21 protein-coding genes, 1 tRNA gene and 2 pseudogenes are annotated in these 20,222 nt (G+C 62.7%); 12 read left to right on the top strand and 12 right to left on the bottom strand.

The genetic code is table 11. The annotated features are described in order from the left end of the window. Nucleotides 1-142 precede the first annotated feature (142 nt). From V2I08_RS15640 to V2I08_RS15630, 3 genes are all read left to right on the top strand, one after another. Entirely contained in the window at nt 143-1,348 is a 1,206-nt protein-coding gene (locus V2I08_RS15640; RefSeq protein WP_349635913.1) for a saccharopine dehydrogenase family protein, read from the top strand. Between the two features lie 91 nt (nt 1,349-1,439). Beyond that, nucleotides 1,440-2,612: a carboxynorspermidine decarboxylase gene (locus V2I08_RS15635; protein ID WP_349635912.1), complete on the top strand. Its 1,173-nt coding sequence runs from the start codon at nt 1,440-1,442 to the stop codon at nt 2,610-2,612. 148 nt (nt 2,613-2,760) lie between these two features. Further along, complete coding sequence (locus tag V2I08_RS15630) at nt 2,761-3,951, top strand: type III PLP-dependent enzyme (RefSeq protein ID WP_349635911.1); 1,191 nt, start codon at nt 2,761-2,763, stop codon at nt 3,949-3,951. A 70-nt stretch (nt 3,952-4,021) separates the two neighbouring features. On the opposite strand, the gene V2I08_RS15625 is transcribed toward V2I08_RS15630, so the two are convergent. Genes V2I08_RS15625 through V2I08_RS15595 form a run of 7 tightly spaced genes read right to left on the bottom strand, consistent with a single transcriptional unit; the run spans nt 4,022 to nt 11,822 of the window. Next, complete coding sequence (locus tag V2I08_RS15625) at nt 4,022-5,227, bottom strand: class I SAM-dependent RNA methyltransferase (RefSeq protein WP_349635910.1); 1,206 nt, start codon at nt 5,225-5,227, stop codon at nt 4,022-4,024. Then, a complete protein-coding gene (locus V2I08_RS15620; RefSeq protein ID WP_349635909.1) occupies nt 5,224-6,606 on the bottom strand; it encodes an NAD(P)H-hydrate dehydratase in 1,383 nt (460 codons plus the stop codon). Before V2I08_RS15620 ends, V2I08_RS15625 begins: the two co-directional genes overlap by 4 nt. After that, nucleotides 6,603-6,965, bottom strand: coding sequence for a hypothetical protein (locus tag V2I08_RS15615; protein ID WP_349635908.1), 363 nt, complete (start codon nt 6,963-6,965; stop codon nt 6,603-6,605). Before V2I08_RS15615 ends, V2I08_RS15620 begins: the two co-directional genes overlap by 4 nt. Next, entirely contained in the window at nt 6,962-7,678 is a 717-nt protein-coding gene (locus V2I08_RS15610) for an N-formylglutamate amidohydrolase (protein ID WP_349635907.1), read from the bottom strand. Before V2I08_RS15610 ends, V2I08_RS15615 begins: the two co-directional genes overlap by 4 nt. Beyond that, entirely contained in the window at nt 7,675-8,556 is an 882-nt protein-coding gene (locus V2I08_RS15605; RefSeq protein ID WP_349635906.1) for a 4-(cytidine 5'-diphospho)-2-C-methyl-D-erythritol kinase, read from the bottom strand. The genes V2I08_RS15610 and V2I08_RS15605 overlap by 4 nt, the downstream gene beginning before the upstream one ends. Continuing rightward, nucleotides 8,543-10,144, bottom strand: coding sequence for a tetratricopeptide repeat protein (locus V2I08_RS15600; protein ID WP_405053657.1), 1,602 nt, complete (start codon nt 10,142-10,144; stop codon nt 8,543-8,545). The genes V2I08_RS15605 and V2I08_RS15600 overlap by 14 nt, the downstream gene beginning before the upstream one ends. 25 nt (nt 10,145-10,169) lie before the next feature. Beyond that, nucleotides 10,170-11,822 (bottom strand): electron transfer flavoprotein-ubiquinone oxidoreductase, encoded by a 1,653-nt coding sequence (locus tag V2I08_RS15595; protein ID WP_349635905.1) that lies wholly within the window; start codon nt 11,820-11,822, stop codon nt 10,170-10,172. Nucleotides 11,823-11,950: 128 nt separating this feature from the next. Between V2I08_RS15595 and V2I08_RS15590 the strand changes: the two genes are divergently transcribed. From V2I08_RS15590 to V2I08_RS15555, 8 genes are all read left to right on the top strand, one after another. Beyond that, a complete protein-coding gene (locus V2I08_RS15590; RefSeq protein ID WP_349635904.1) occupies nt 11,951-12,682 on the top strand; it encodes a uracil-DNA glycosylase family protein in 732 nt (243 codons plus the stop codon). Beyond that, nucleotides 12,679-14,466 carry a lytic transglycosylase domain-containing protein gene (locus V2I08_RS15585; protein WP_349635903.1) on the top strand — a complete coding sequence of 596 codons (1,788 nt, stop codon included), beginning with the start codon at nt 12,679-12,681 and terminating at the stop codon, nt 14,464-14,466. The genes V2I08_RS15590 and V2I08_RS15585 overlap by 4 nt, the downstream gene beginning before the upstream one ends. Continuing rightward, a complete protein-coding gene (moaB, locus tag V2I08_RS15580; protein WP_349635902.1) occupies nt 14,466-14,993 on the top strand; it encodes a molybdenum cofactor biosynthesis protein B in 528 nt (175 codons plus the stop codon). Before V2I08_RS15585 ends, moaB begins: the two co-directional genes overlap by 1 nt. Before the next feature lie 80 nt (nt 14,994-15,073). Further along, nucleotides 15,074-15,838, top strand: coding sequence for a 4-hydroxy-tetrahydrodipicolinate reductase (gene dapB / locus V2I08_RS15575; RefSeq protein WP_349635901.1), 765 nt, complete (start codon nt 15,074-15,076; stop codon nt 15,836-15,838). 5 nt (nt 15,839-15,843) lie between these two features. Then, nucleotides 15,844-16,533 carry an endonuclease III gene (gene nth / locus V2I08_RS15570; protein WP_349635900.1) on the top strand — a complete coding sequence of 230 codons (690 nt, stop codon included), beginning with the start codon at nt 15,844-15,846 and terminating at the stop codon, nt 16,531-16,533. 57 nt (nt 16,534-16,590) lie between these two features. Continuing rightward, nucleotides 16,591-16,977, top strand: coding sequence for a hypothetical protein (locus V2I08_RS15565; protein WP_349635899.1), 387 nt, complete (start codon nt 16,591-16,593; stop codon nt 16,975-16,977). A gap of 73 nt (nt 16,978-17,050) precedes the next feature. Continuing rightward, nucleotides 17,051-17,127 (top strand) — tRNA-Arg (locus V2I08_RS15560). A gap of 196 nt (nt 17,128-17,323) precedes the next feature. Next, nucleotides 17,324-17,776, top strand: a complete 453-nt coding sequence (locus V2I08_RS15555) for a hypothetical protein (protein WP_349635898.1) — start codon at nt 17,324-17,326, stop codon at nt 17,774-17,776. Here the strand turns inward: V2I08_RS15555 and V2I08_RS20620 are convergent. Further along, nucleotides 17,678-17,914, bottom strand: a pseudogene (locus V2I08_RS20620) (zinc ribbon domain-containing protein); the annotation flags it as partial. The gene V2I08_RS15555 and the pseudogene V2I08_RS20620 overlap by 99 nt on opposite strands. Nucleotides 17,915-17,920: 6 nt before the next feature. Between V2I08_RS20620 and V2I08_RS15550 the strand changes: the two are divergent. Next, on the top strand, nt 17,921-18,070 hold the full coding sequence (locus V2I08_RS15550) for a hypothetical protein (RefSeq protein ID WP_349635897.1): 150 nt from the start codon (nt 17,921-17,923) through the stop codon (nt 18,068-18,070). Nucleotides 18,071-18,205: 135 nt separating this feature from the next. Here the strand turns inward: V2I08_RS15550 and V2I08_RS20615 are convergent. From V2I08_RS20615 to V2I08_RS15535, 4 genes and pseudogenes are all read right to left on the bottom strand, one after another. Beyond that, nucleotides 18,206-18,649 (bottom strand): annotated as a pseudogene (locus tag V2I08_RS20615) (recombinase family protein); the annotation flags it as partial. Continuing rightward, complete coding sequence (locus V2I08_RS15545; RefSeq protein WP_349635896.1) at nt 18,646-19,035, bottom strand: hypothetical protein; 390 nt, start codon at nt 19,033-19,035, stop codon at nt 18,646-18,648. The gene V2I08_RS15545 and the pseudogene V2I08_RS20615, both read right to left, overlap by 4 nt. 85 nt (nt 19,036-19,120) lie before the next feature. Beyond that, complete coding sequence (locus V2I08_RS15540) at nt 19,121-19,735, bottom strand: hypothetical protein (protein WP_349635895.1); 615 nt, start codon at nt 19,733-19,735, stop codon at nt 19,121-19,123. Between the two features lie 29 nt (nt 19,736-19,764). Next, a complete protein-coding gene (locus V2I08_RS15535; RefSeq protein ID WP_349635894.1) occupies nt 19,765-20,109 on the bottom strand; it encodes a type IV secretory system conjugative DNA transfer family protein in 345 nt (114 codons plus the stop codon). Nucleotides 20,110-20,222: the final 113 nt, after the last annotated feature.

Genomic DNA, 20,222 nt, shown 5'->3' with positions numbered 1-20,222 from the left:
ATGCGGACTGGAGAAGGTTGCGCGACTGCCCCTTAAGGCATGTGCTGGGCGCTCACCCCAAGCATCTGACTTTGCGCTGTCACGCCAAGCCCCTATATGACCCTTTTAGCGCGCATGCCGCGTACAGGATATGGAGACGAGATTGAGCAAGGTTCTGGTCATCGGCGCAGGCGGCGTCGGGTCTGTCGCAGTTCACAAGATGGCGATGAACCCCGATATTTTCTCGCACATCACGCTGGCCAGCCGCCGCATCGTGAGTTGCGAGAAGGTCGCCGAATCGGTTCTGGCCCGCACCGGCGTTACCATCGACGTGGCGCAGGTCGATGCCGATGATGTCGCGGCCACCATCGCGCTGATTGAGAAGGTTCAGCCCAAGCTGGTCGTCAACCTGGCGCTGCCCTATCAGGACCTCAACATAATGGATGCGTGCCTCGCGACCAAGACCGACTATCTCGACACCGCCAATTACGAACCGCGCGACACGCCCAAGTTCGAATATGGCTGGCAGTGGGCTTATCAGGATCGCTTCAAGGAAGCGGGCATCATGGCGCTGCTGGGTTCGGGATTCGACCCCGGCGTGACCAGCGTCTTCGCCAGCTACATCAAGAAGCATCTGCTCGACACAATCGACACGCTCGACATTCTCGATTGCAATGGCGGCGACCATGGCCAGCATTTCGCGACCAACTTCAACCCGGAAATCAACATCCGCGAAGTGACCGCGCCCTCGCGTCACTGGGAAGCGGGCCAATGGGTCGAAGGCCCGGCGCTCAGCCACAAGCAGACGTTCGATTTTGATCAGGTCGGCGAGAAGAATATGTACCTCATGTATCATGAGGAGCTGGAAAGCCTCGCCAAATTTTATCCCGAAATCAAACGTATCCGTTTCTGGATGACGTTCGGCGATGCCTATTTGAAGCATCTCGAAGTGCTGCAGAATGTCGGCATGACCCGCATCGACCCGGTGATCTATGAGGGCAAGGAGATCATCCCGCTGCAGTTCCTCAAGGCCGTGCTGCCCGAACCGTCGAGCCTGGGTTCCACCACCAAGGGCAAGACCAATATCGGCGACATCGCGACCGGCGTGAAGGATGGCGAGGCCAAGACCGTCTATCTCTATCAGGTCTGCGATCATGAGGATGCCTATGCCGAAACCGGCAACCAGGCCGTGAGCTACACCACCGGCGTTCCCGCGATGATCGGCGCCGCCATGATGCTGACGGGCGCGTGGAAGGGTGAAGGCGTGTTCAACATCGAACAGTTCGATCCCGATCCGTTCATGGACATGCTCAACAAACATGGCCTGCCTTGGCAAGTGAAGGAACTGGACACTCCGCTCAACTTTTAAACCCCATAGATCGTCATTGCGAGCGCAGAAGCAATCCAGTGGCGCTCCCTTGGATTGCTTCGCTACGCTCGCAATGACGGAATATTAGCCCATGGAAACCAAAGCCGGCGATCCCGCCGCCTTCGCGCATTTCGACTTGTATCGCGTCCCCTCGCCCGCCTTTGTGGTGGATGAGGCCGCGATCCGGCGCAACCTGGCGATCCTTGCCGATGTCCGCGACCGCGCGGGCATCAAGGTGTTGGGCGCGCTCAAGGCTTTTTCCATGTGGTCGCTGGGCAGCGTGGTGGGCGAATATCTCGACGGCATCTGCGCATCGGGTCTGTACGAAGCGCGCCTTGGCCGCGAGGAGTATAAGGGCGAGGTCGCAACCTATTGCGCGGCCTACAAGCCCGACGACCTGGCCGAAATCCTGAAAATCTCAGACCATGTCATCTTCAACAGCCCCGGCCAGATCGCCCGCTTCAAGCCCCAGATCGACGCCGCCCGCGCCGCCGGGCATGATTTCGACATCGGCCTGCGCATCAACCCGCAAAACCCGGAGGGCGAGGTCGCCAAATATGACCCGTCACAGCCGCACAGCCGCCTGGGCTTTCCCGTCAGCCAACTCACGTCCGATCATCTGGTCGGCGTCGACGGCATCCACTTCCATAATCTGTGCGAACAGGATTTGGCACCGCTCGAACGCACTTGGGCGGCGGTCGAGCCGCATATCCTGCCGCATCTTTCGACCCTCAAATGGCTGAACTTCGGCGGCGGTCACCACATCACCCGCGCCGATTATCAGCGCGACGATCTCGTCGCCTTTCTTAAGGGCGTGAAGGCCAAGACTGGCCTCACCCTCTATCTGGAACCGGGCGAAGCGATGGCGCTCGACGCGGGCATATTGGTCGGCGAGATTCTCGATGTCATCGACAATGGCATGCCCGTCGCCATCACCGACATCTCCGCCACCTGCCATATGCCCGACGTGATCGAGGCGCCCTATCGCCCCGCGATGCTGCACGAGCCGAGCGAAGGCCCGCTGGTCCGACTCGGTGGCCCTTCCTGCCTTGCTGGCGACATTATCGGCGATTATCGAATCCCCGGCGGCGCTGAACCCGGCGCGCGGATCGCCTTCCTTGACCAGGCCCATTATTCGATGGTCAAGACCAATAGCTTCAACGGTGTGCCCCTGCCCGCCATCTGGCTGTGGAACTCATCCACCGACGATCTCCGCGAAATTCGGGCCTTTTCCTATCAGGACTTCAAGGCCCGCCTCTCCTGACGCACGGTTCGTGCGACCTTGCGCAACAAAATTTTCATATGCGCTTTACAGGGGGGACCCCTCCGCATATAGCGGCCGTCCGCTGCCCCATGGGACTTCCACCGCAAGGCAGCTTCTTTCACCTTGACTACACTGGAGGTCCCTTGAATTGCACAAGCATCCTAGCGCGCTGGGGGTAGCGACCACCCTCACACCGGCAGCCCCGGTAACGCTGATTCGTCCCCAGGCCGCGGCCAGGGCAGCCCGATTCTTCGTCGAGAAGTTTCCGGGGCGCTCGCTCTATGCGGTCAAGGCGAACCCCTCGCCCGATTTGCTTCGGACGCTGTGGGATAGCGGTATCTCGCACTATGACGTCGCTTCCATTGCGGAAGTGCGCCTGGTCGCGCAAACGCTGCCGGACGCGAAGCTATGCTTCATGCATCCGGTCAAGGCTGAAGAAGCCATTGCCGAAGCCTATGCCGTTCATGGCGTGCGCACCTTCTCGCTCGACACGATCGACGAGCTGGAAAAGATCATGCGCGCCACCAATGACGCGACCGATCTGGAACTGTGCGTCCGTCTGCGCGTGTCGTCCGAGCATAGCGAATTGTCCCTCGCGTCGAAATTCGGCGCGGAACTGGGCGAAACCCGCGATCTGCTGATGGCTACCCGCCAGGCCGCCGATGCTCTGGGCATCTGCTTCCACGTCGGCAGCCAGGCGATGAGCCCGCAGGCCTATAGCGACGCGATCGAGCGTGTCCGTGCGGCGATCGTCGATGCGGCGGTCACGGTCGACATCATTGATGTCGGCGGCGGCTTCCCGTCCATCTATCCCGGCATGGAACCGGTCGCGCTCGAAAATTATTTCGACGCGATCCACCGTGGGTTTGAAAGCCTGCCGGTCAGCTACTCGTCGGAACTGTGGTGCGAACCCGGCCGGGCCTTGTCCGCCGAATATAGCTCCATCATCGTGCGGGTAGAGCGCCGTCGCGGCACCGAACTCTACATCAACGACGGTGCCTATGGCGCGTTGTTCGATGCGGCGCATATCGGCTGGCGCTTCCCCGTCGCGCTGTTGCGCGAAGAGGATAGCATGGCGGAGCAGACCGGCTTCTCCTTCTACGGCCCGACCTGCGACGATATGGACCATATGGTCGGTCCGTTCATGCTGCCCGCCGATGTCGGCGTCGGCGACTATATCGAGATCGGCATGCTGGGTGCCTATGGCGCGGCGATGCGGACCGGCTTCAACGGCTTCACATCGGAAGCGACGATCGAAGTAGAGGATGCGCCGATGGCCAGCCTCTATGCCGAAGCCGTACCCGCCCGCCGTCGCGCAACCGTCATCAAGCTGGGCTAAACCGACCGCGGTTTCCCTGCTGGAGAGGATGCCAGTCCCTCGCCGCTCCCCCTGCGGCGAGGGACTTTTTTTACCGGCGGAAGATGCCGACCATCTCGACATGGGTGGACCAGCGGAATTGCCCGACCGGGCGGACGCTCTCCAGGCGATAGCCGCCCGCAACCAGATGCACCGCGTCGCGCGCGAAACTCGCCGGATTGCAGGAGACATAGGCGATTACCGGCACGGCCGAGGCCGCCAGTTGCATCACCTGCTCCCGCGCACCCGCGCGCGGCGGGTCCAGCACGATAGCGGCAAAACGGTTGAGTTCCTCCGGCGTCAGCGGACGTCGGAACAGATCGCGATGATCGGCCACCATCCGCCGCTGCGCTCGTTGCCCCGCCAGTTTGAGCGCCAGCACCACATCGCGCGCGCCCTCAGCCGCGTAGACAGGCCGCGCCGCGCCGAGCGCCAATGCAAAGGTGCCAAGGCCGGTGAACAGGTCGGCAATCGCCCCCGTCTCCGGCATCGCATCGCGCACTGCCGCGACCAAGGCGGCTTCGCCATCGGGCGTCGCCTGCAGGAAGGAGAAAGCCGGAAAGCCGACCGCCGCGCCACCGAATGTCACGGTCGCCGCTTCGGGTTCCCAGCGCGTTTGCGGCCCGTCGCCTTCGTCGATCGTCAGCCGGGCAAGCCCATGCGTCCGCGCAAAATCGCCAAGCCCTTCGTCCGCCGCCAGTCCCTCGACCCGCACCCCTTCGAGCAGCAGGTCGACACCCTGGTCGATCAACGACATGCGGACATGCGCGGCGCGCTTGTCGGGCAGGATCACCGCCAGCAAATCGCGCAACGGTGCCAGCAAAGCGAACAGGCGCGGATCAAGAACCGAGCACATGGTCAGGTCAATCAGCGTGTGACTGCCCGCCTCGGCAAAGCCGGTCGTGATCTTGCGCCCTGATCGCGCCGCCCGCAGTGACGCGCGCCGCCGCGTCATCGGCGGCGACAAATGGGCGGGCAACACGGTCTGCGCCGTCACCCCCTGTCCGGCGAGCGCCCCGACCACCCGCCCGGTCACGAAATCGGACAGGCTGGCATCATCGAGATGCTGTAGCTCGCAACCGCCACAGGCCGGAAAATGGACGCAGGGCGGCGCGACATGATGGGGGCCGCGCTCAACCGTGCCATCAGGCAAGAGCCGGTCGCCCGGTGCGGTCAGCGCCGCATGGCGGCCATCGGCGGTGATGCCATCGCCCTTTGCGGCGATACGAATGATGATGTCTGGGTCGCTGTCTGTCACAATCGCGCGGCGATAGCCGCTGGCAGCGCATCAGGCAAATCATCGGCCACGAACGCCGCGCCCGACCGCCGCGCGGCATCACCATGCAGCCACACCGCCTCGCTCGCGGCGCGAAACGGATCGCCCGTCACCGCCAGCCGCCCGGCGACCAGCCCTGCCAGCACATCGCCGGTTCCGGCCGTCGACAGCCAACTCGAAGCCCCCGCCGCCACGGCCACCCGCCCGTCCGGCCCAGCAATCACGCTGTCCGCGCCCTTGTAGATCACCACCGCGCCGCTTTGCGCAGCCGCCGCCCGCGCGCGATCGATCTTGCTGCCGGGCAGGTCGCCGAACAGCCGTCGAAACTCGCCTTCATGCGGCGTCAGGACCGCGCCGCGCGGAATCGCATCGACCGCCAACAGCGTCAGCGCATCGGCATCCAGCACCAGCCGATGGCTGGCCGCCACCGCTGCCGCCAGCCGGTCGCGCGCACCCGGATCGCGTCCCAGCCCCGGCCCGACCAGCACGACCGCGATTCGCTCATCATCCAGCGCTTTCGCTACGTCCGCCGCCGTCTGCGCCTGTTGATGAATGATGGCATCCGGCCCGGTCACCGTCTCGTCCATGGCGAACAGCCGAACCATGCCAGCGCCCGACACGGCCGCCGATCGCGCGGCCAGCCGCGCAGCACCGGGCATAGATCCACCGACCACCGCCACAAGGCCGCGTGTATATTTATGCGCATCCGGACTCGGCGCCATGAGGCTGGGCGGCTCCAGCCGGTGAACCTGATCCGGCGCCGCAATGCCAATCGGCGCTGAGATTAGCCGATCGAAGCAAGCCGCTGCCGGGTAGAGAAGATGCGCGGGCTTAAGTGCCCCCAGCGCGATGCAAACCCCAAAGCGCGGCACCGCGGACAGCAGCGCGCCGCTATCGGTTTCCACCCCGCTCGGCAGGTCGATGGCATGGCTATGGCTCGCCGCCTGGGTCAGTTCGCCCAATCGTGCGGCAACCGCCGCATCCAGCCCCCGCGAGAGACCCGTGCCGAACAGCGCGTCCACGACCTGCGTCGCAGGCGCGGCCGTCGCCAGATCCTCGACTGGCCCGCCCCATTCGGCGCGGGCGCGCTGGCTCGACGGCGTGCGGCTCTCGCCCAGCGCCGCCACCCGCACCGGCACGCCCCGTTCGCGCAGCAACCGCGCGATCACATAGCCATCGCCGCCATTATTGCCCGGCCCGCACAGCAGCAGCGTGTCGCGCAGCCCGCCGGCCCGCCAGATGATCTCGGCCGCCGCCGCGCCCGCCCGCTCCATCAGCGCGTAGGGCAGGACACCCGACGCAAACACCGCCTGCTCCGCCGCCCGCATCTGCGCAGCAGTCAGGATCGGCGTGCCCGTCATCGGGGAGCGGAACCCGCCACCTGAACCGACATGCGGTAACGATCGCCACCGATACGGATCTCGATCTGATCCTTGCCGATCAACTGGAGCCTGGCCTCTTCCGCTCCATCAGCGGCTTCCAGACCCCGGCCATCGTCCAGCACCGTGAAGCGACGAAAGCCGCCATCGGGATGCCGGATCGTCATCATGTTCCCCGCCCGCTCGATCACGCAATCTCGTGCCCAGGCCGCATCAGGCCCGATCGCACATTCCGCCATGCCGTCATCAACGCGCGCGTCTGGCCCATTGCCCAATACAGAGGGATCGCCCCCACAGGCCGCAAGGTTCAGCAACACCCCCCAATAGCCATATCGCCTCATGTCAGCGCACTCCGGCAAGCCAGCACGACTGGTCCCAGCAGATTGGCAAAACGCCTTTGCCCCGCCGCGTCGCCGACCAGATCCTGCCGCATCTCAATGCCCAGATAGGGGATGCCATTAGCCTCGGCATGGCGGTTCATCGTCGCATTGAGCAGCTTGCCCGAATAGGGTTGTTGGTCACCGACGATCAACCCTGCCCCCTCCAGCAGGGGAATGGCGATCCGCGCCGCGCGATCATCCTCGCCATAGAGGATGCCGATCTCCCAAGGCCGCTGCTGGCCAGGATCGCTCGCCAACCGGGGCGTAAAACTGTGGACGGACAGGATGAAGGGCGAGGCCATCGCAGCCAGTCGTCGTTCGATCGCATGATGATAGGGATTATAAAAGCGCCGCATCCGGTCGCCCAAATCCGCATCGCGATTGCCCGATATGGCGTGGCCATCGCTCATCACCGGCAGCAGGCCCGGCGCATCCTCTTCTCGGTTGAGGTCAATCACCAACCGCGAGACGCCGCCCAATATCGCCGTGCCCCCCAATTGCGCGGCAAGCAGGCGACTGACCGTCGCCACGCCAATGTCGATCGCGATATGATTGCCAAGCAGCGCCGGGTCGATGCCAAGGTCGATATCCTCCGGCACATGCGCCGACGCATGATCGGCAACGATCAACAGGTCCAGCCCACCCGCTTCGATCAGGGTAAAGGCCTCGCTCATGCCGCGCCGATCCGTGTTTCCATCACCCACCAATCGGGATGGGCGATACGCACCACCATCGCCGCGTCGGCCAAAGCGGCATCATCCTCGAACAGCGCAAAGCAGGTCGCCCCAGACCCCGACATGCGGGCAAGCACCAGCCCCGGTTGCGCGTTGAGACAAGCCAGCACTTCTGCAATCACCGGAGCCACCACAATAGCCGGTGATTCCAGATCATTGCGGCCCGAATCTATCAGCGCATCCAGACTCCCGGCATCCAAAGGCCCACGATTCTGCCTGTCCCACCCGGCAAAAACCTGCCCCGTCGGCACGGCCACGCCCGGATTGACCAGCAGCATCGCCATGCCCGCCAGTCCCTCAACGTCATGCCGAGCAAGCCCCTCGCCCCGTCCCGTGACCAATTGCGTCACGCTGGCGATGCACGCGGGCACGTCCGACCCCAGATCCAAGGCCAGCGCCGCCAATTCGCCATCGTCGATCCGCACATCCCATAGCCGCACCAGCAGGCGCAGGGTCGCGGCGGCATCGGCCGATCCGCCGCCAATCCCCGACGCCACTGGCAAGACCTTGGTCAGGCGGATCGTCGCCCCCCGCTGTTCGCCGAGATAGGATTGCAACGCCCGCGCCGCCTTTACCACCAGATTGCCCGGCCCCGCGTCCAGCGCACTGCCGAACGGCCCGTCGATCACCAGGTCGATCGCGCCATCATCGGTCGCCCAGCCGATCAGCCGATCACCATGCTCGGCAAAGACGAACAGGCTTTCGAGCGCATGATAGCCATCGTCCCGCCGCGCCCGCACATGCAGCGCGACATTGACCTTGGCACAGGCGGTTTCGATGAAGCTATCGGCCTCCAACTCCGCGTCACGGTGCGGCATATTCGGGCTTCAATCCTTCCTTGGCCTTGGCGGCGATCCGTGCGGCGACATCGCCTTCGGCATAAACCGATGCCGCTGCCCAGGCATAGCGCGCCTCATAGCGGCGGCCGGCGGTCCAGAGCGCATCGCCCAGATGCTCGTTGATCGTCACATCCGATGGCGCGCCCGCCGCAGCCCGTTCCAGCACCGGCACGGCGGCTTTGACATTGCCGGTCACATAATGCGCCCAACCCAGCGAATCGGTAATGGAAGGGTCCTGCGGCTTGAGCGCGCTTGCCTTTTTGAGAAGATCGAGCGCCGCCTCCACATTCTGTCGCCGCTCGATCTGCGCATAGCCCAGATAATTGAGGATCACCGGCTCATTGGGTGCCAGGGCAGCGGCGCGTTCCAGCACGGTACGCGCTTCTTCCCAGCGCTTGCCCTGCTCCAGCGCACTGCCTTCGAACAACAGCAGCGACCAGGGCGGATCGGCATCGCCAAACCGCGCCTGCGCCGCGCGAAAAGCAGCCGCTGCGCCATCGAAATCCCGTCTTTCCGCGAGCAGGCGGCCGAGGCGGACGTGTCGCTCCGGCTCCGCGTCAGGCTCGGCGGCCAAGGTGCGAGCCAGCGCCAGCGCCGCATCCATCTGCCCGTCCGCCGCCAGGGCATCGACCCTTTCGGCCTGCGCGATCGCGCTGTACCAACCGACCGGCACCTTGTCCGTCTCGGCAAGCGCCGCCGCCGCGAAGCCAGCCACCGTCAGCAGCCGGGCCGCCACGATCCGATGTTCAGGCGATCCGGGGTCAGCGAAGGTCGCGATCCGTGCCAGCCGCAGCGCCAGCCCCACACCGTCCCGGTCCGAGCCGATATCCGTCGCCAACCGCGCCAACAACCGCGCATAGCCCTGCGCTGGTGTCAGTGGCGATGCCTTGACCCTGCGCCGGGCGATATCGGTTCGCGCCCGCGCAAAATGCGCGTCATCCGGCGGCAGCAGCAAAAGAGCCTCCGCCTTGGCCCTGCGCGCCGCCAATTGTGTTGCGAAAGACAGACGCAGTAACGCATCGGCAGGTCTGATCGCAATTGCGCGACGCAATGGCGCAATGGCGCCCTCTATGTCGCCTTCGTTGAGCGCCAGCAGCGCCTGATGCTCGTCGACATAGCGCTGCGCCAATGCGGCAAAACGGTCTTGGGGGTCGATCGCGAGTGCTATCTTTTGCCCCTCGCCCGCAGCGATCCAGCTCCGCAAAATGGGACCGATAAAGGCGAAATTGCCTTCCTGTTCCATCCGATCGACGAGAGTGTTGGCAGCAATCCAGTTGCGCTGCTCCAGCGCTTCACCGATCCGCAGCAAAGTGCCGTCTCGCGGCAATAGGCCTGCCTGATCCAGCAAAGCCGCTGATCGCAGCGCCAGCGCCTTGTCCCCGCTCTCCAGCGCCTGAACATAGGCACGCTGGGCGATTTCCACCCGATCGGGATCACGCGCCAACGCTTCGCCATAATGGGTAACGGCCAAGCCCAGCGCGCCATCGCTGTCCGCCAATCGCGCCTGCGCATAGGTGTGCAACGCGCTGCGCGGATCGACCGATGCCCCGGCGGCAGCCGGGGCGATCAGCGCGAGAGAGAGGATCAGGCGCTTACATATTGGGATAATTCGGTCCTCCGCCGCCTTCGGGTACAACCCAATTGATATTCTGGGTTGGGTCTTTGATATCGCACGTCTTGCAATGGACGCAATTCTGCGCGTTGATCTGGAAGCGGGGATTACCCTCTTCCTGACCCACCACTTCATAGACGCCCGCCGGACAATAACGCTGCGCCGGCTCGTCATAAAGGGGCAGATTATAGCTGATCGGGATCGCCGGGTCCTTCAACTGCAGATGAACCGGCTGGTCTTCCTCATGATTGGTGTTCGACAGGAACACCGAGGACAGGCGATCGAAGCTGATGACGCCATCGGGCTTGGGATAGGCGATCTTGGCGCAAGCGTCCTTGTGCCAGATCTTCTCATTATCGGGCTTGTGCTTCATCGTGAAGGGAAGCCCGATCTTGAGCGTCCGCATCCACATGTCGATACCCGCCAGCAGCGTGCCGATCGTGCCGCCAAACTTGGACAGCAGCGGTTCGGCATTCTTGACCAGCTTCAATTCGTCAGCGATCCAACTCGACCGCACGGCCGCGTCATAGTCGGCCAGGCTGTCGCTCGTCCGGCCCGCCTGCACGGCGGCAAAGGCCGCTTCGGCCGCCAGCATGCCCGACTTCATCGCCGTATGCGTGCCCTTGATGCGGGGCACGTTCACAAAGCCAGCCGAACAGCCGATCAGCGCGCCGCCGGGGAAGTCGAGCTTGGGCACCGATTGCCAGCCACCTTCGTTGATCGCCCGCGCGCCATAGGACACACGACGACCGCCTTCGAGGAACTTGCGGATTTCGGGATGCTGCTTCCAGCGCTGAAATTCCTCAAACGGGTAGAGATGCGGGTTGCGGTAACCCAGCCCCACGACGAAGCCCAATGCCACCTGGCCATTGGCCTGATGATAAAGGAACCCGCCGCCATAGGCATCGGTCAGCGGCCAGCCCTGGCTGTGAATCACCAGACCGGGCTGATGCAGCGCCGGATCAATGTCCCACAATTCCTTCATGCCCAGGCCATAGACCTGCGGCTCGCTGTCCGCGTCCAGCGCGAACTGGCGCTTCAATATCTTGGTCAGGTGCCCGCGCGCACCTTCGGCAAAGAAGGTATATTTGGCGTGGAGTTCAAGGCCGGGCTGATAATCGCCCTTATGCTTGCCTTCGCGATCGACACCCATATCGCCGGTCGCAACGCCCTTCACGCTGCCATCCTCATGGTAGAGAATTTCGGCGGCGGCAAAGCCGGGGAAGATTTCGACGCCCAGCCCTTCGGCCTGCTCGGCCAGCCAGCGGCACAGATTGCCCAGCGATCCGGTATAGGTGCCCTTGTTGTGCATCCAACCCGGCGTCATGATGTGCGGCATAGCCATCTTGCCGGACTTCGTCAGAAACCAGTGCTGGTTGTCGGTCACCGGCGTGTCGGCGAGCGAACAGCCCATGTCGCGCCATTGCGGCAGCAATTCGTCGAGCGCCTTGGGATCGATCACCGCGCCCGACAGGATATGCGCCCCGATTTCGGAGCCTTTTTCCAGCACGCATACGGCCAGTTCCTGACCCGCGTCAGTGGCAAGCTGTTTCAGCCGGATCGCCGCAGACAGGCCGGCCGGCCCGCCGCCGACGATGACGATGTCATAGGGCATCGATTCCCGTTCGCTCATAGTCCCTCCATATCGGCGTCCGGCGGGCTGCACCCCGATCTTCCGATCGCCTTATTACTCCAACACTCTACCATCACAGGCGATGAAGCACCTTGACCCCCTCGTCAACCTCTGGCCCTTAGGAGTATATGCGGGGATCAATGCAGGATGAAGCGGCGCTGGGTGCCGACGCCTATCTGGCGTGGTGGCAGCTTGCCGGCGTGGAATGCGCGGTGGCGGAAACGCCCGTCAACTGGTTGCGTCCGGCTTTGACCGCTACGGCATCAGCGGCGCAATCGAGCATCCCGATTGCTCCGCCGGTCGCCAAACCGCACGATTTGCAGGCTTTTCAGACCTGGTTGGCGAGCGATGCGGGACAGCCCGAACAGCGCTGGGCTGGCCGCGCCATCATGCCTGTCGGACCTGTCGATGCGCCCTTGATGATCGTCACCGACATGCCCGATCCGGCTGATATCGAACAGGGAGCGCTTCTGGCCGACCGGGCGGGTGCCTTGTTCGATTCGATGCTGCGCGCCATCGGCCTCGACCGGGCACATTGCTATATCGCCTCCCTGTTTTTTGCCCGCCCCCCCGGCGGCATGGTGGAGGCAAGCGACATCGCGAGCGCCGCTGCGCGCATGGCCACCCATGTCCATCTCGCCCGGCCACGCCGCCTGCTTCTGCTCGGCGATCGGACGATCCGTGCGCTGATGCCGACAGACGGTGGCGAGGCGCCTGCTGCTTTACCCGGCTTTAACCATGATGGCGGCATTGTGCCCGTTATCGCCACATTTCACCCGCGCCTGTTGCTCACGCAACCGGCGGCCAAGGCGCAATGCTGGCGCGCCCTGCAAAGCCTGATCGAGGAAAACCGTCCGTGATTCGAGCCGCGACCCGTCTGTCCTGCCTGGCCCTGTTCGCAATGGGTGCAGTCGCTACCCTGCCCGCTTCGGCCGAGACGACCGGCACCCTGCCGCCTGTATCGGCAGCTTTGGCCACCGGCTCGCCGCTGGCTTTGTCCGATGGGGACAAGGCCCGTTACCGCAACATCTTCGTCGCCCTGCGCGATCAGAAATGGTCCGATGCACGGGTCATGATTGACGCCTTGGACGGGCAGGATGCCATGCGCCCTCTCGCCCTGTCCGAACTCTACCTGGCGAAGGGATCACCCAGGGTCGAACTGTTCGATCTGCTTGATCTGGTGAACAAGGCAGCCTGGCTGCCCAAGGCCGACCAGCTTTCCCGCCTGGCGCAGAAACGCGGCGCGACCATCTTGCCAACCCTGCCGCAGGTGCAGAAGATGGTCTGGCTAGGCTCGGCACCGCGCCGCGAATATGTCCCTGCGGTCAAGACCGATATGCTGGCGCAGGCACTGGCCGGACAGATCCAGACGTACATCAAAGCGGACAACCCTGTTGGTGCCGAAGCGCTGCTGGCGACCGGCGAAGCGGGTTTGACCCCCGAAGGCCTGACCGAAGTGCGCCAGCGGGTCGCCTGGGCCTATTATATCGAAAATGACGACAGCAATGCGCGCCGTATGGCGGCGCGCGCTCTCGAAGCAAGGGCCGGAGGCGATTGGAGCGTACAGGCGCATTGGACCGCTGGGTTGGCCGCTTGGCGTCAGAATGACTGCCGTGCCGCCGCGCCATCCTTCGCCAATGTCGCCGCACTGGCAGGCAATGTCGACATGCGCGCCGCTGGTGCCTATTGGGCATCGCGCGCCTATATGGTGTGCGGCGAAGCGGAGAAGGTTCAAAATTATCTTAAGCTCGCCAGCCGTTCGGAAGAGAGTTTCTACGGCCTGCTCGCCCGCGAATCGCTCGGTCTTCCACTGACCGCAGCGCCGGTCGCCAATCGGTTCGGCGCGGCCGAATGGCAATTGCTCAAGAACAGCCCCAATGCCCGCGCCGCCATCGCGCTGAGCGCCATCGGCGAAACCGCCCGTGCCGAAGAATTGCTCCGGCACCAGGCGAAGATTGGCGGCACTACGCAATATGATGCGCTGATCCGGCTCGCCAGTGCGCTGAGCCTGCCCGAAACCCAATTATGGCTCGCCCATAATGGTCCGGCCGGCAAGCAGCCGGAAAGCTTCGCCCGCTTCCCCGCCCCCAACTGGCAGCCTGATGGCGGCTGGCGTGTCGACCCTGCATTAATCTATGCCCATACCTTGCAAGAATCCGGCTTCCGCTCGCAGGTGGTGTCGAGTGCGGGCGCGCGGGGTCTGATGCAGGTGCGCCCCGGCACCGGCAGCGACATGGGTCTGACGTCAGCCGACCAACTGTTCGTGCCATCAACCAACATGGAATTTGGCCAGCGCTATCTCGAAGCGCTGCGCGATATGAACGCGACCGGCGGGCTGCTGCCCAAGGTGATGGCGGCGTACAATGCCGGGCCGCTGCCGGTAGAACGCTGGAACAGCGAAGTGAAGCATCAGGGCGACCCACTGTTGTTCATGGAATCGCTGCCTTATTATGAAACCCGCGCCTATGTGAACATCGTCATGCGCAATTACTGGATGTACCAGATTCAGGGCAAGGGCAGCGCCGATTGCCTGACCGGCATGGCCCAGGGCCTGTGGCCGACCTTCCCGACATCCAAGGGCATGAAGCTGGTCCGACTGAGCAAAGCCGACGGGCGCGGCAGCATGGGTGGCGGTTCGGACTGATGCCGATCGACGAAAGCCGGGCCTTCATCCCTGTACGCATCGCTGTACTGACAGTGTCGGATACGCGCGGACTGGCCGACGATCGCTCCGGCGACGCGCTGGTCGAACGGCTGGAAAGTGCGGGCCATATTCTCGCTGGCCGTTATGTCGAACGCGACGAAAAATCCGCCATCGTTGCGCGACTCCATGCCTGGATCGACGATCCGCAGGTCGATGTGATCCTGACCACGGGCGGCACCGGCGTTACCGGACGCGACGTCACCCCCGAAGCGGTGGCGCAAGTGCAGGACAAGGAAATTCCGGGTTTCGGCGAGCTGTTCCGCTGGCTCAGCTATCAAAAGATCGGCACATCGACGATCCAGTCCCGCGCCACCGCCTGCGTCGCGCGCGGCACCTATATCTTCGCGCTGCCCGGCTCCACCGGCGCGGTGAAGGATGCCTGGGACGGCATATTGGCCACCCAACTCGACAGCCGCTTTCGTCCCTGCAATTTCGTAGAACTGATGCCGCGCCTTAACGAGCGCTAAGACGACCCGTCCGTGCGGGGATGACAAAAGCGCGGCGCTCTGGCATCCGCGCTTCCCAGCACAACAGGGACGGCGTCTTCATGATCAGCATCGGGATTTTCGGGGCCGCAGGCCGCATGGGACAGGCGATCGCCACCGTCGCGACGGACGCTGGCTTGGGCCTGGCAGGCGGCACCGACCGAGCAGGCAGCGGCGAGATCGCGCCGGGTGTTCCGATCACGACCGATATAGTGTCCCTGACGCAGACAAGCGACGTACTGATCGACTTTTCCGTGCCTAGCGCTTTATCCGCCCATCTCGATGCCTGCATCGCCGCGCATAAGCCGATCCTGATCGGCACCACCGGGCTGGAGCCTGTGCATCACGCGCTGATTGATCAAGCGGCACTGGTCATCCCCGTGCTCCAGACCGGCAACACATCGCTCGGCGTCAACCTGCTCGCCGCTTTGGTGGAACAGGCGGCGGCAGGCCTTGGTGAAGACTGGGATATCGAAATTGTCGAGATGCACCACCGGCACAAGGTCGATGCCCCCTCCGGCACCGCGCTGCTGCTCGGCGAAGCGGCAGCGCGCGGACGCGGGATCGACCTTGCCGACCATAGCGAGCGCGGCCGCGACGGCATCACCGGCGCGCGGGCCAAGGGCGCGATCGGCTTTGCCGCCCTGCGCGGCGGATCGGTGGCGGGCGACCATCAGGTCATCTTCGCCAGCGACGGCGAGCGGATCGAAATCGGCCACCGCGCCGAAAACCGCAGCATCTTCGCGCGCGGCGCGATCAAGGGTGCGCAATGGCTCGTCGATCAGCCCGCCGGACGCTACGACATGAAGGGCGTGCTGGGCCTCTGACCGCCATGAACAAGGCGCAGATCTTCGACTTTTTCAGCCGCCTGGCCGAAGCCAATCCGGCGCCGGTCACCGAACTGGAATATGGCAACGACTATCAGTTGCTGGTCGCCGTCGTGCTGTCGGCCCAAGCCACCGATGTCGGCGTCAACAAGGCCACCCGCGCCCTGTTTCGCGACGTCCAGACGCCCCAGAAAATGGTTGATCTCGGCGAAGACGCGCTCAAGCAGCATATCAAGACGATCGGCCTGTTCAACGGCAAGGCGAAGAATGTCATCGCCCTGTCGGAGATTTTGGTCCGCGATTTTGGCGGAGAAGTGCCGCAGGATCGCGACACGCTGACCACCCTGCCCGGCGTCGGGCGCAAGACCGCCAATGTCGTGGTCAACACAGCCTTCGGGCAGGAAGCCTTTGCCGTCGACACCCACATCTTCCGCGTCGGCAACCGCACTGGCCTCGCCCCCGGCAAGACAGTGCTAGCGGTCGAGCTGAAACTGGACAAGCGCGTGCCGGGACCGTTCCGGCGCGACGCGCATCATTGGCTGATCCTGCATGGCCGCTATGTGTGCAAAGCGCGCCGCCCCGAATGCTGGCGCTGCATCGTCGCCGACCTGTGCCGGTTCAAGCCCAAGACACCCGCACCAAAAACACCCCCTGCCGCGCTGCCGTTATCGCCCGGTTCAGCAGGCAACGAATAGGGAGACGGGATAGCGCTTGCCAGATCGTCGATTCGGCAAAAGCCAAGGAGAGACATTATGATCATTTCGCGCGCCCATCCCCTCGCCTTGGGCCTCGCCCTGACGGTCGCGGTGACCCCGGCCATCGCCAAGGACAAGCCTGACCCTTATGTGGCAAAGGGTGAAGCGGTCAGTTGTATTCCCATCCAGTCCATCCGCTCGACCAATGTGCGCGATGACCGCACCATCGACTTCGTCACGACCGGCCGCAAAATCTATCGCAACACGCTGCCCAATAGCTGCCCCAGCCTTGGCTTCGAACAGCGCTTCTCCTACCAAACCAGCATTTCGCAGCTCTGTTCGGTCGATATCATCACCGTGCTGTGGAACACGGGGCCAGGCCTACAACCGGGGGCGAGTTGCGGGCTGGGCAAATTCCAGCCGATGGAAAAGGCCGCGAAATAAGATTGGTCATGGGTGAATTGAGGCTGGCGCAGGCCCATGGCCTTTGCTAAGCGCCGTGTCCGACCAGCGTCATGCACCCATAGCTCAGCTGGATAGAGCGTTGCCCTCCGAAGGCAAAGGCCACTGGTTCGAATCCAGTTGGGTGCACCATCTCCTCCCTTCCCCCCGACAAGTCGGATAAAAGTGTGAAGGGAGAAGATGTTAGGGCGGTTCTAAAACCGCTTTCGCGCAGATATTGCAGCCGCTCGGCAAAAGCCAGTTTCAGCACGAGTCTTTTATGGCTGAAATCGCCGGAAACCCATATTTTATGCGGGTTTGCGAGGAAGGTCATGGCGGTTCTAAATGATTGCTCGAAGTCCTTGGGCGTTCGGCCTGTTCGGGCGATCCGTTCTTTCAGTTCCGCCTTTCGCGCCTCAAGCCCCTGAATGCGGTTCTCATAGGCTTTGATCAGCGTCGGGCTTTCCGCGTCCATGGCGCGGTCGATAAGCTGGGTGACATTGCCCTCGATCTGGCGAACTTCGGATTCCCATTCCTTCTTGCGGTTCTTGATGCCCTCGGCGCGAGTCTGCCAGAGCTTGCTGAACACGCCATAGGCCAGCACGAACATATCATGCGATGGCCGCATATCCTTGAGGATGGTTTCGAACTGCCCTTCGATCTTCTCGCGGGGAACGGACTTGCCGTAGTCGGTGCATTCCTTGTTCGGGCAGTGATAATAGGCGTAGTGCTTGGCGCGCCCCTTCGCCCAATAGCTGGTCAGCCGGGTGTCGCAGCAGCCGCAAATGACGAAGCCGCGTAGCGCGAAATCCTCGCCGACATTCTTGCGCGCCGGAACCTTGGCGTTGCTGGTGAGGCGCTCTCTAATTTTCTGAAAGGTCTCGAAACTGATCAGTCCCTGATGCTGGGCGGGACGTAGCGAGACGTTCCATTTCTGCACCTCGATATGGCCAGCGTAGAGAACCTGATGGAGGATGTCGTAAACCCGCTGGCCGTGGACGCGGTCCTTATAGTCGCGCGGAAATTCCGGCTGATCCTCAAAATAGCGTTGCACCTCGGCCTGCGTCTGGAAGCGGCCAGTCGCAAAGCCTTGTAATGCTTCGCGCACGATCGAAGCCAGTGGCTCCTTGGGCACCAACACCTTGTTCTTGCCACGGCCATCAACGATCTCGGCGAACTGATACCCTATCGGAGGCTGAAACACCCAATAGCCATCGAGGCATCGCGCGCGCATGCGGTTGAGCGTCTGCTCGGCATTCTTCTCGCGTTGGTGCTGATAGGAACTGGCAAGGACATTCTCGACGAAGCGACCATCGCTGTCCTCGCGGAACTGGTGCGACGGTGAAACCATGATCGCGCCCGCGCGCTTCACGGCTTCGCGCAACTGCTGGTGCGCGACGACATCGCGCGCAAGGCGCGACAGGTCGTCAATGATCACATAATAGGTCTGCTTCTGGCGGCGCAGGAAGGCGAGCATCTCCTTCATCGCCGGGCGCGTTGAATGCGCGCCGGTGAAATCATCCTGAAAGACGCGGATCACGTCATAGCTATTGCGGCCCGCATATTCGCGGCAAATGGTTTCCTGACTTTCAAGGCCATGACCATCGGTCTTTTGCTTGGGGTCGGACACACGGCAGTATATCACCGCCTTCTGCCCATTGGGTGCGTTGCTCATGTCTCCTTCTTTCCTGCCATCTCATCGGTGGCGGCAGCGTTGAAATCCAGTTGCGCGATATGGCCCCATTCTAACGCAATCAGGTCCGTATCGGAATCGAGATCGACATCGGTCCCCAGGACTTTCCCCTCAAGGCCGTTGATGACGAAAGGGTCGAGTGCCTGCTCAAATGCCTCAAGCTGGGCACGGCCCTCCGCTTCCGCGATGCCGTGCGCTTCGAACCAACTTCGAAAATCCTCATAGGATAGCAGCATGACGCGGAACCTCGCCCGCGCGAGACAAAGCCCGCGCGGCATAATGTGTTGATCTGTTTGGAAGATTAGCCGCTCATCCTGCCTGTTCAGGGGGGATAGGCACGAAAAAGCCCGCTCGGTGGCGGGCTGCATCAAGACGCTATTGCGGCTGTTTGACTGGATTAGAACATAAAAGGAACAAAATGTCCAGCGATTTGCTCACAGCGGCGACCCGCCTTCACCAGTCGGGGTGCATTTCATCTTCCAGTTCTTTTGCCTGCCGCGCCTTATTCAAGTCTGGGTTTGGCACTGGAGTTTCAATCTCGCCAAGCTTTTCAATTTCACGCAACGCTGGCTGAACCTCGTCAATGGCGCGAATTGCCGGGTCGAGTACCCAACCCACACCATAGCTGACGGGGCGTTCCTCGTCTGAGAGAATTTTGGGAAAATGCGTGATGGCTTCATTATAGTAGGCATAGAATTTGATGACGGGGCCAAGGATGCCGGGGGGCAGCATCCCAAGCTTGGGCGCTAGCGCTTTGTATAACAGTGGGTCGGGAAGCACCCAATTGCCTGAGAAATGCTGGGGCGCTGAATCGCCGTGGATGCCGGAGCGCAAATACCAACCGCCAATGCCGTTGGCCATCTTCGCCAAATCCGCCGATAGCTGCTGAACTTCGCCATATATGCCTATGGCTATGGACACGCACTCTATATTGCGAACTCGATCATCACGCTTTCGACCAAGATGATAATTGAATAATGCGCCCCAAGTCAGGGCGAGGAAGCCAAGGACGGACCCGATCACCGTCTGCCATTGTTTAAGCTCCATATAGAATGGATGATCGAGCATTATCTTCCCTCACGATTCATGGCGAGATTTTACCACGGTCTGTGGCTATCAACATAGCGTATCCTGCCATCGGCATATTGCGGGAAATGCGCCAGTTCCGGCGTCACGTCAGCCGTTATCACGCGATGCCACGACCCGCCGAACATTCCCGGCAATTTCACGCGGTCGAGCGGTGGGTGCAGTGGGTTAGGCTGCCACAGGCCGTTGAGGCTCCTTGTCATATAGTAGGGATATTTGTTGGCGAGGATCGGCGGCACGTCGAGGCCGGAAATAAAGTTGATCATCTGGTCGTCAGCCATGCCGAGTATCTCGTCCGGTGTCATCAGCGCCCGCTGCATCTTCGTGCGCGACGTCGCTGCCTCGCGGTGGTGCATATAATCGTAGGCGGCCTGCTTCGGGTCTTCACCCTGAGTGCCTGATTCAGAAGTTTCTCAAGCGAAGCAATATCTTGCGGTTCTGCGCGTGAGCATGCGGATTGAAGCGATCA

The organism is Sphingobium sp. MK2, assembly GCF_040170545.1.
In the GTDB taxonomy this organism is placed as follows: domain Bacteria; phylum Pseudomonadota; class Alphaproteobacteria; order Sphingomonadales; family Sphingomonadaceae; genus Sphingobium.
This window is presented reverse-complemented; position numbering and strand designations above follow the sequence as displayed.

Coding starts and splice junctions, on each gene's coding strand:
- V2I08_RS15635 (WP_349635912.1), top strand. CDS start 1,440: ATGGAAACCAAAGCCGGCGATCCCGCCGCCTTCGCGCATTTCGACTTG.
- V2I08_RS15620 (WP_349635909.1), bottom strand. CDS start 6,606: ATGACGGGCACGCCGATCCTGACTGCTGCGCAGATGCGGGCGGCGGAG.
- V2I08_RS15615 (WP_349635908.1), bottom strand. CDS start 6,965: ATGAGGCGATATGGCTATTGGGGGGTGTTGCTGAACCTTGCGGCCTGT.
- V2I08_RS15610 (WP_349635907.1), bottom strand. CDS start 7,678: ATGAGCGAGGCCTTTACCCTGATCGAAGCGGGTGGGCTGGACCTGTTG.
- V2I08_RS15605 (WP_349635906.1), bottom strand. CDS start 8,556: ATGCCGCACCGTGACGCGGAGTTGGAGGCCGATAGCTTCATCGAAACC.
- V2I08_RS15595 (WP_349635905.1), bottom strand. CDS start 11,822: ATGAGCGAACGGGAATCGATGCCCTATGACATCGTCATCGTCGGCGGC.
- V2I08_RS15590 (WP_349635904.1), top strand. CDS start 11,951: ATGCGGGGATCAATGCAGGATGAAGCGGCGCTGGGTGCCGACGCCTAT.
- moaB (WP_349635902.1), top strand. CDS start 14,466: ATGCCGATCGACGAAAGCCGGGCCTTCATCCCTGTACGCATCGCTGTA.
- dapB (WP_349635901.1), top strand. CDS start 15,074: ATGATCAGCATCGGGATTTTCGGGGCCGCAGGCCGCATGGGACAGGCG.
- nth (WP_349635900.1), top strand. CDS start 15,844: ATGAACAAGGCGCAGATCTTCGACTTTTTCAGCCGCCTGGCCGAAGCC.
- V2I08_RS15565 (WP_349635899.1), top strand. CDS start 16,591: ATGATCATTTCGCGCGCCCATCCCCTCGCCTTGGGCCTCGCCCTGACG.
- V2I08_RS15550 (WP_349635897.1), top strand. CDS start 17,921: ATGGCCAGCGTAGAGAACCTGATGGAGGATGTCGTAAACCCGCTGGCC.
- V2I08_RS15545 (WP_349635896.1), bottom strand. CDS start 19,035: ATGCAGCCCGCCACCGAGCGGGCTTTTTCGTGCCTATCCCCCCTGAAC.
- V2I08_RS15540 (WP_349635895.1), bottom strand. CDS start 19,735: ATGCTCGATCATCCATTCTATATGGAGCTTAAACAATGGCAGACGGTG.
- V2I08_RS15535 (WP_349635894.1), bottom strand. CDS start 20,109: ATGCACCACCGCGAGGCAGCGACGTCGCGCACGAAGATGCAGCGGGCG.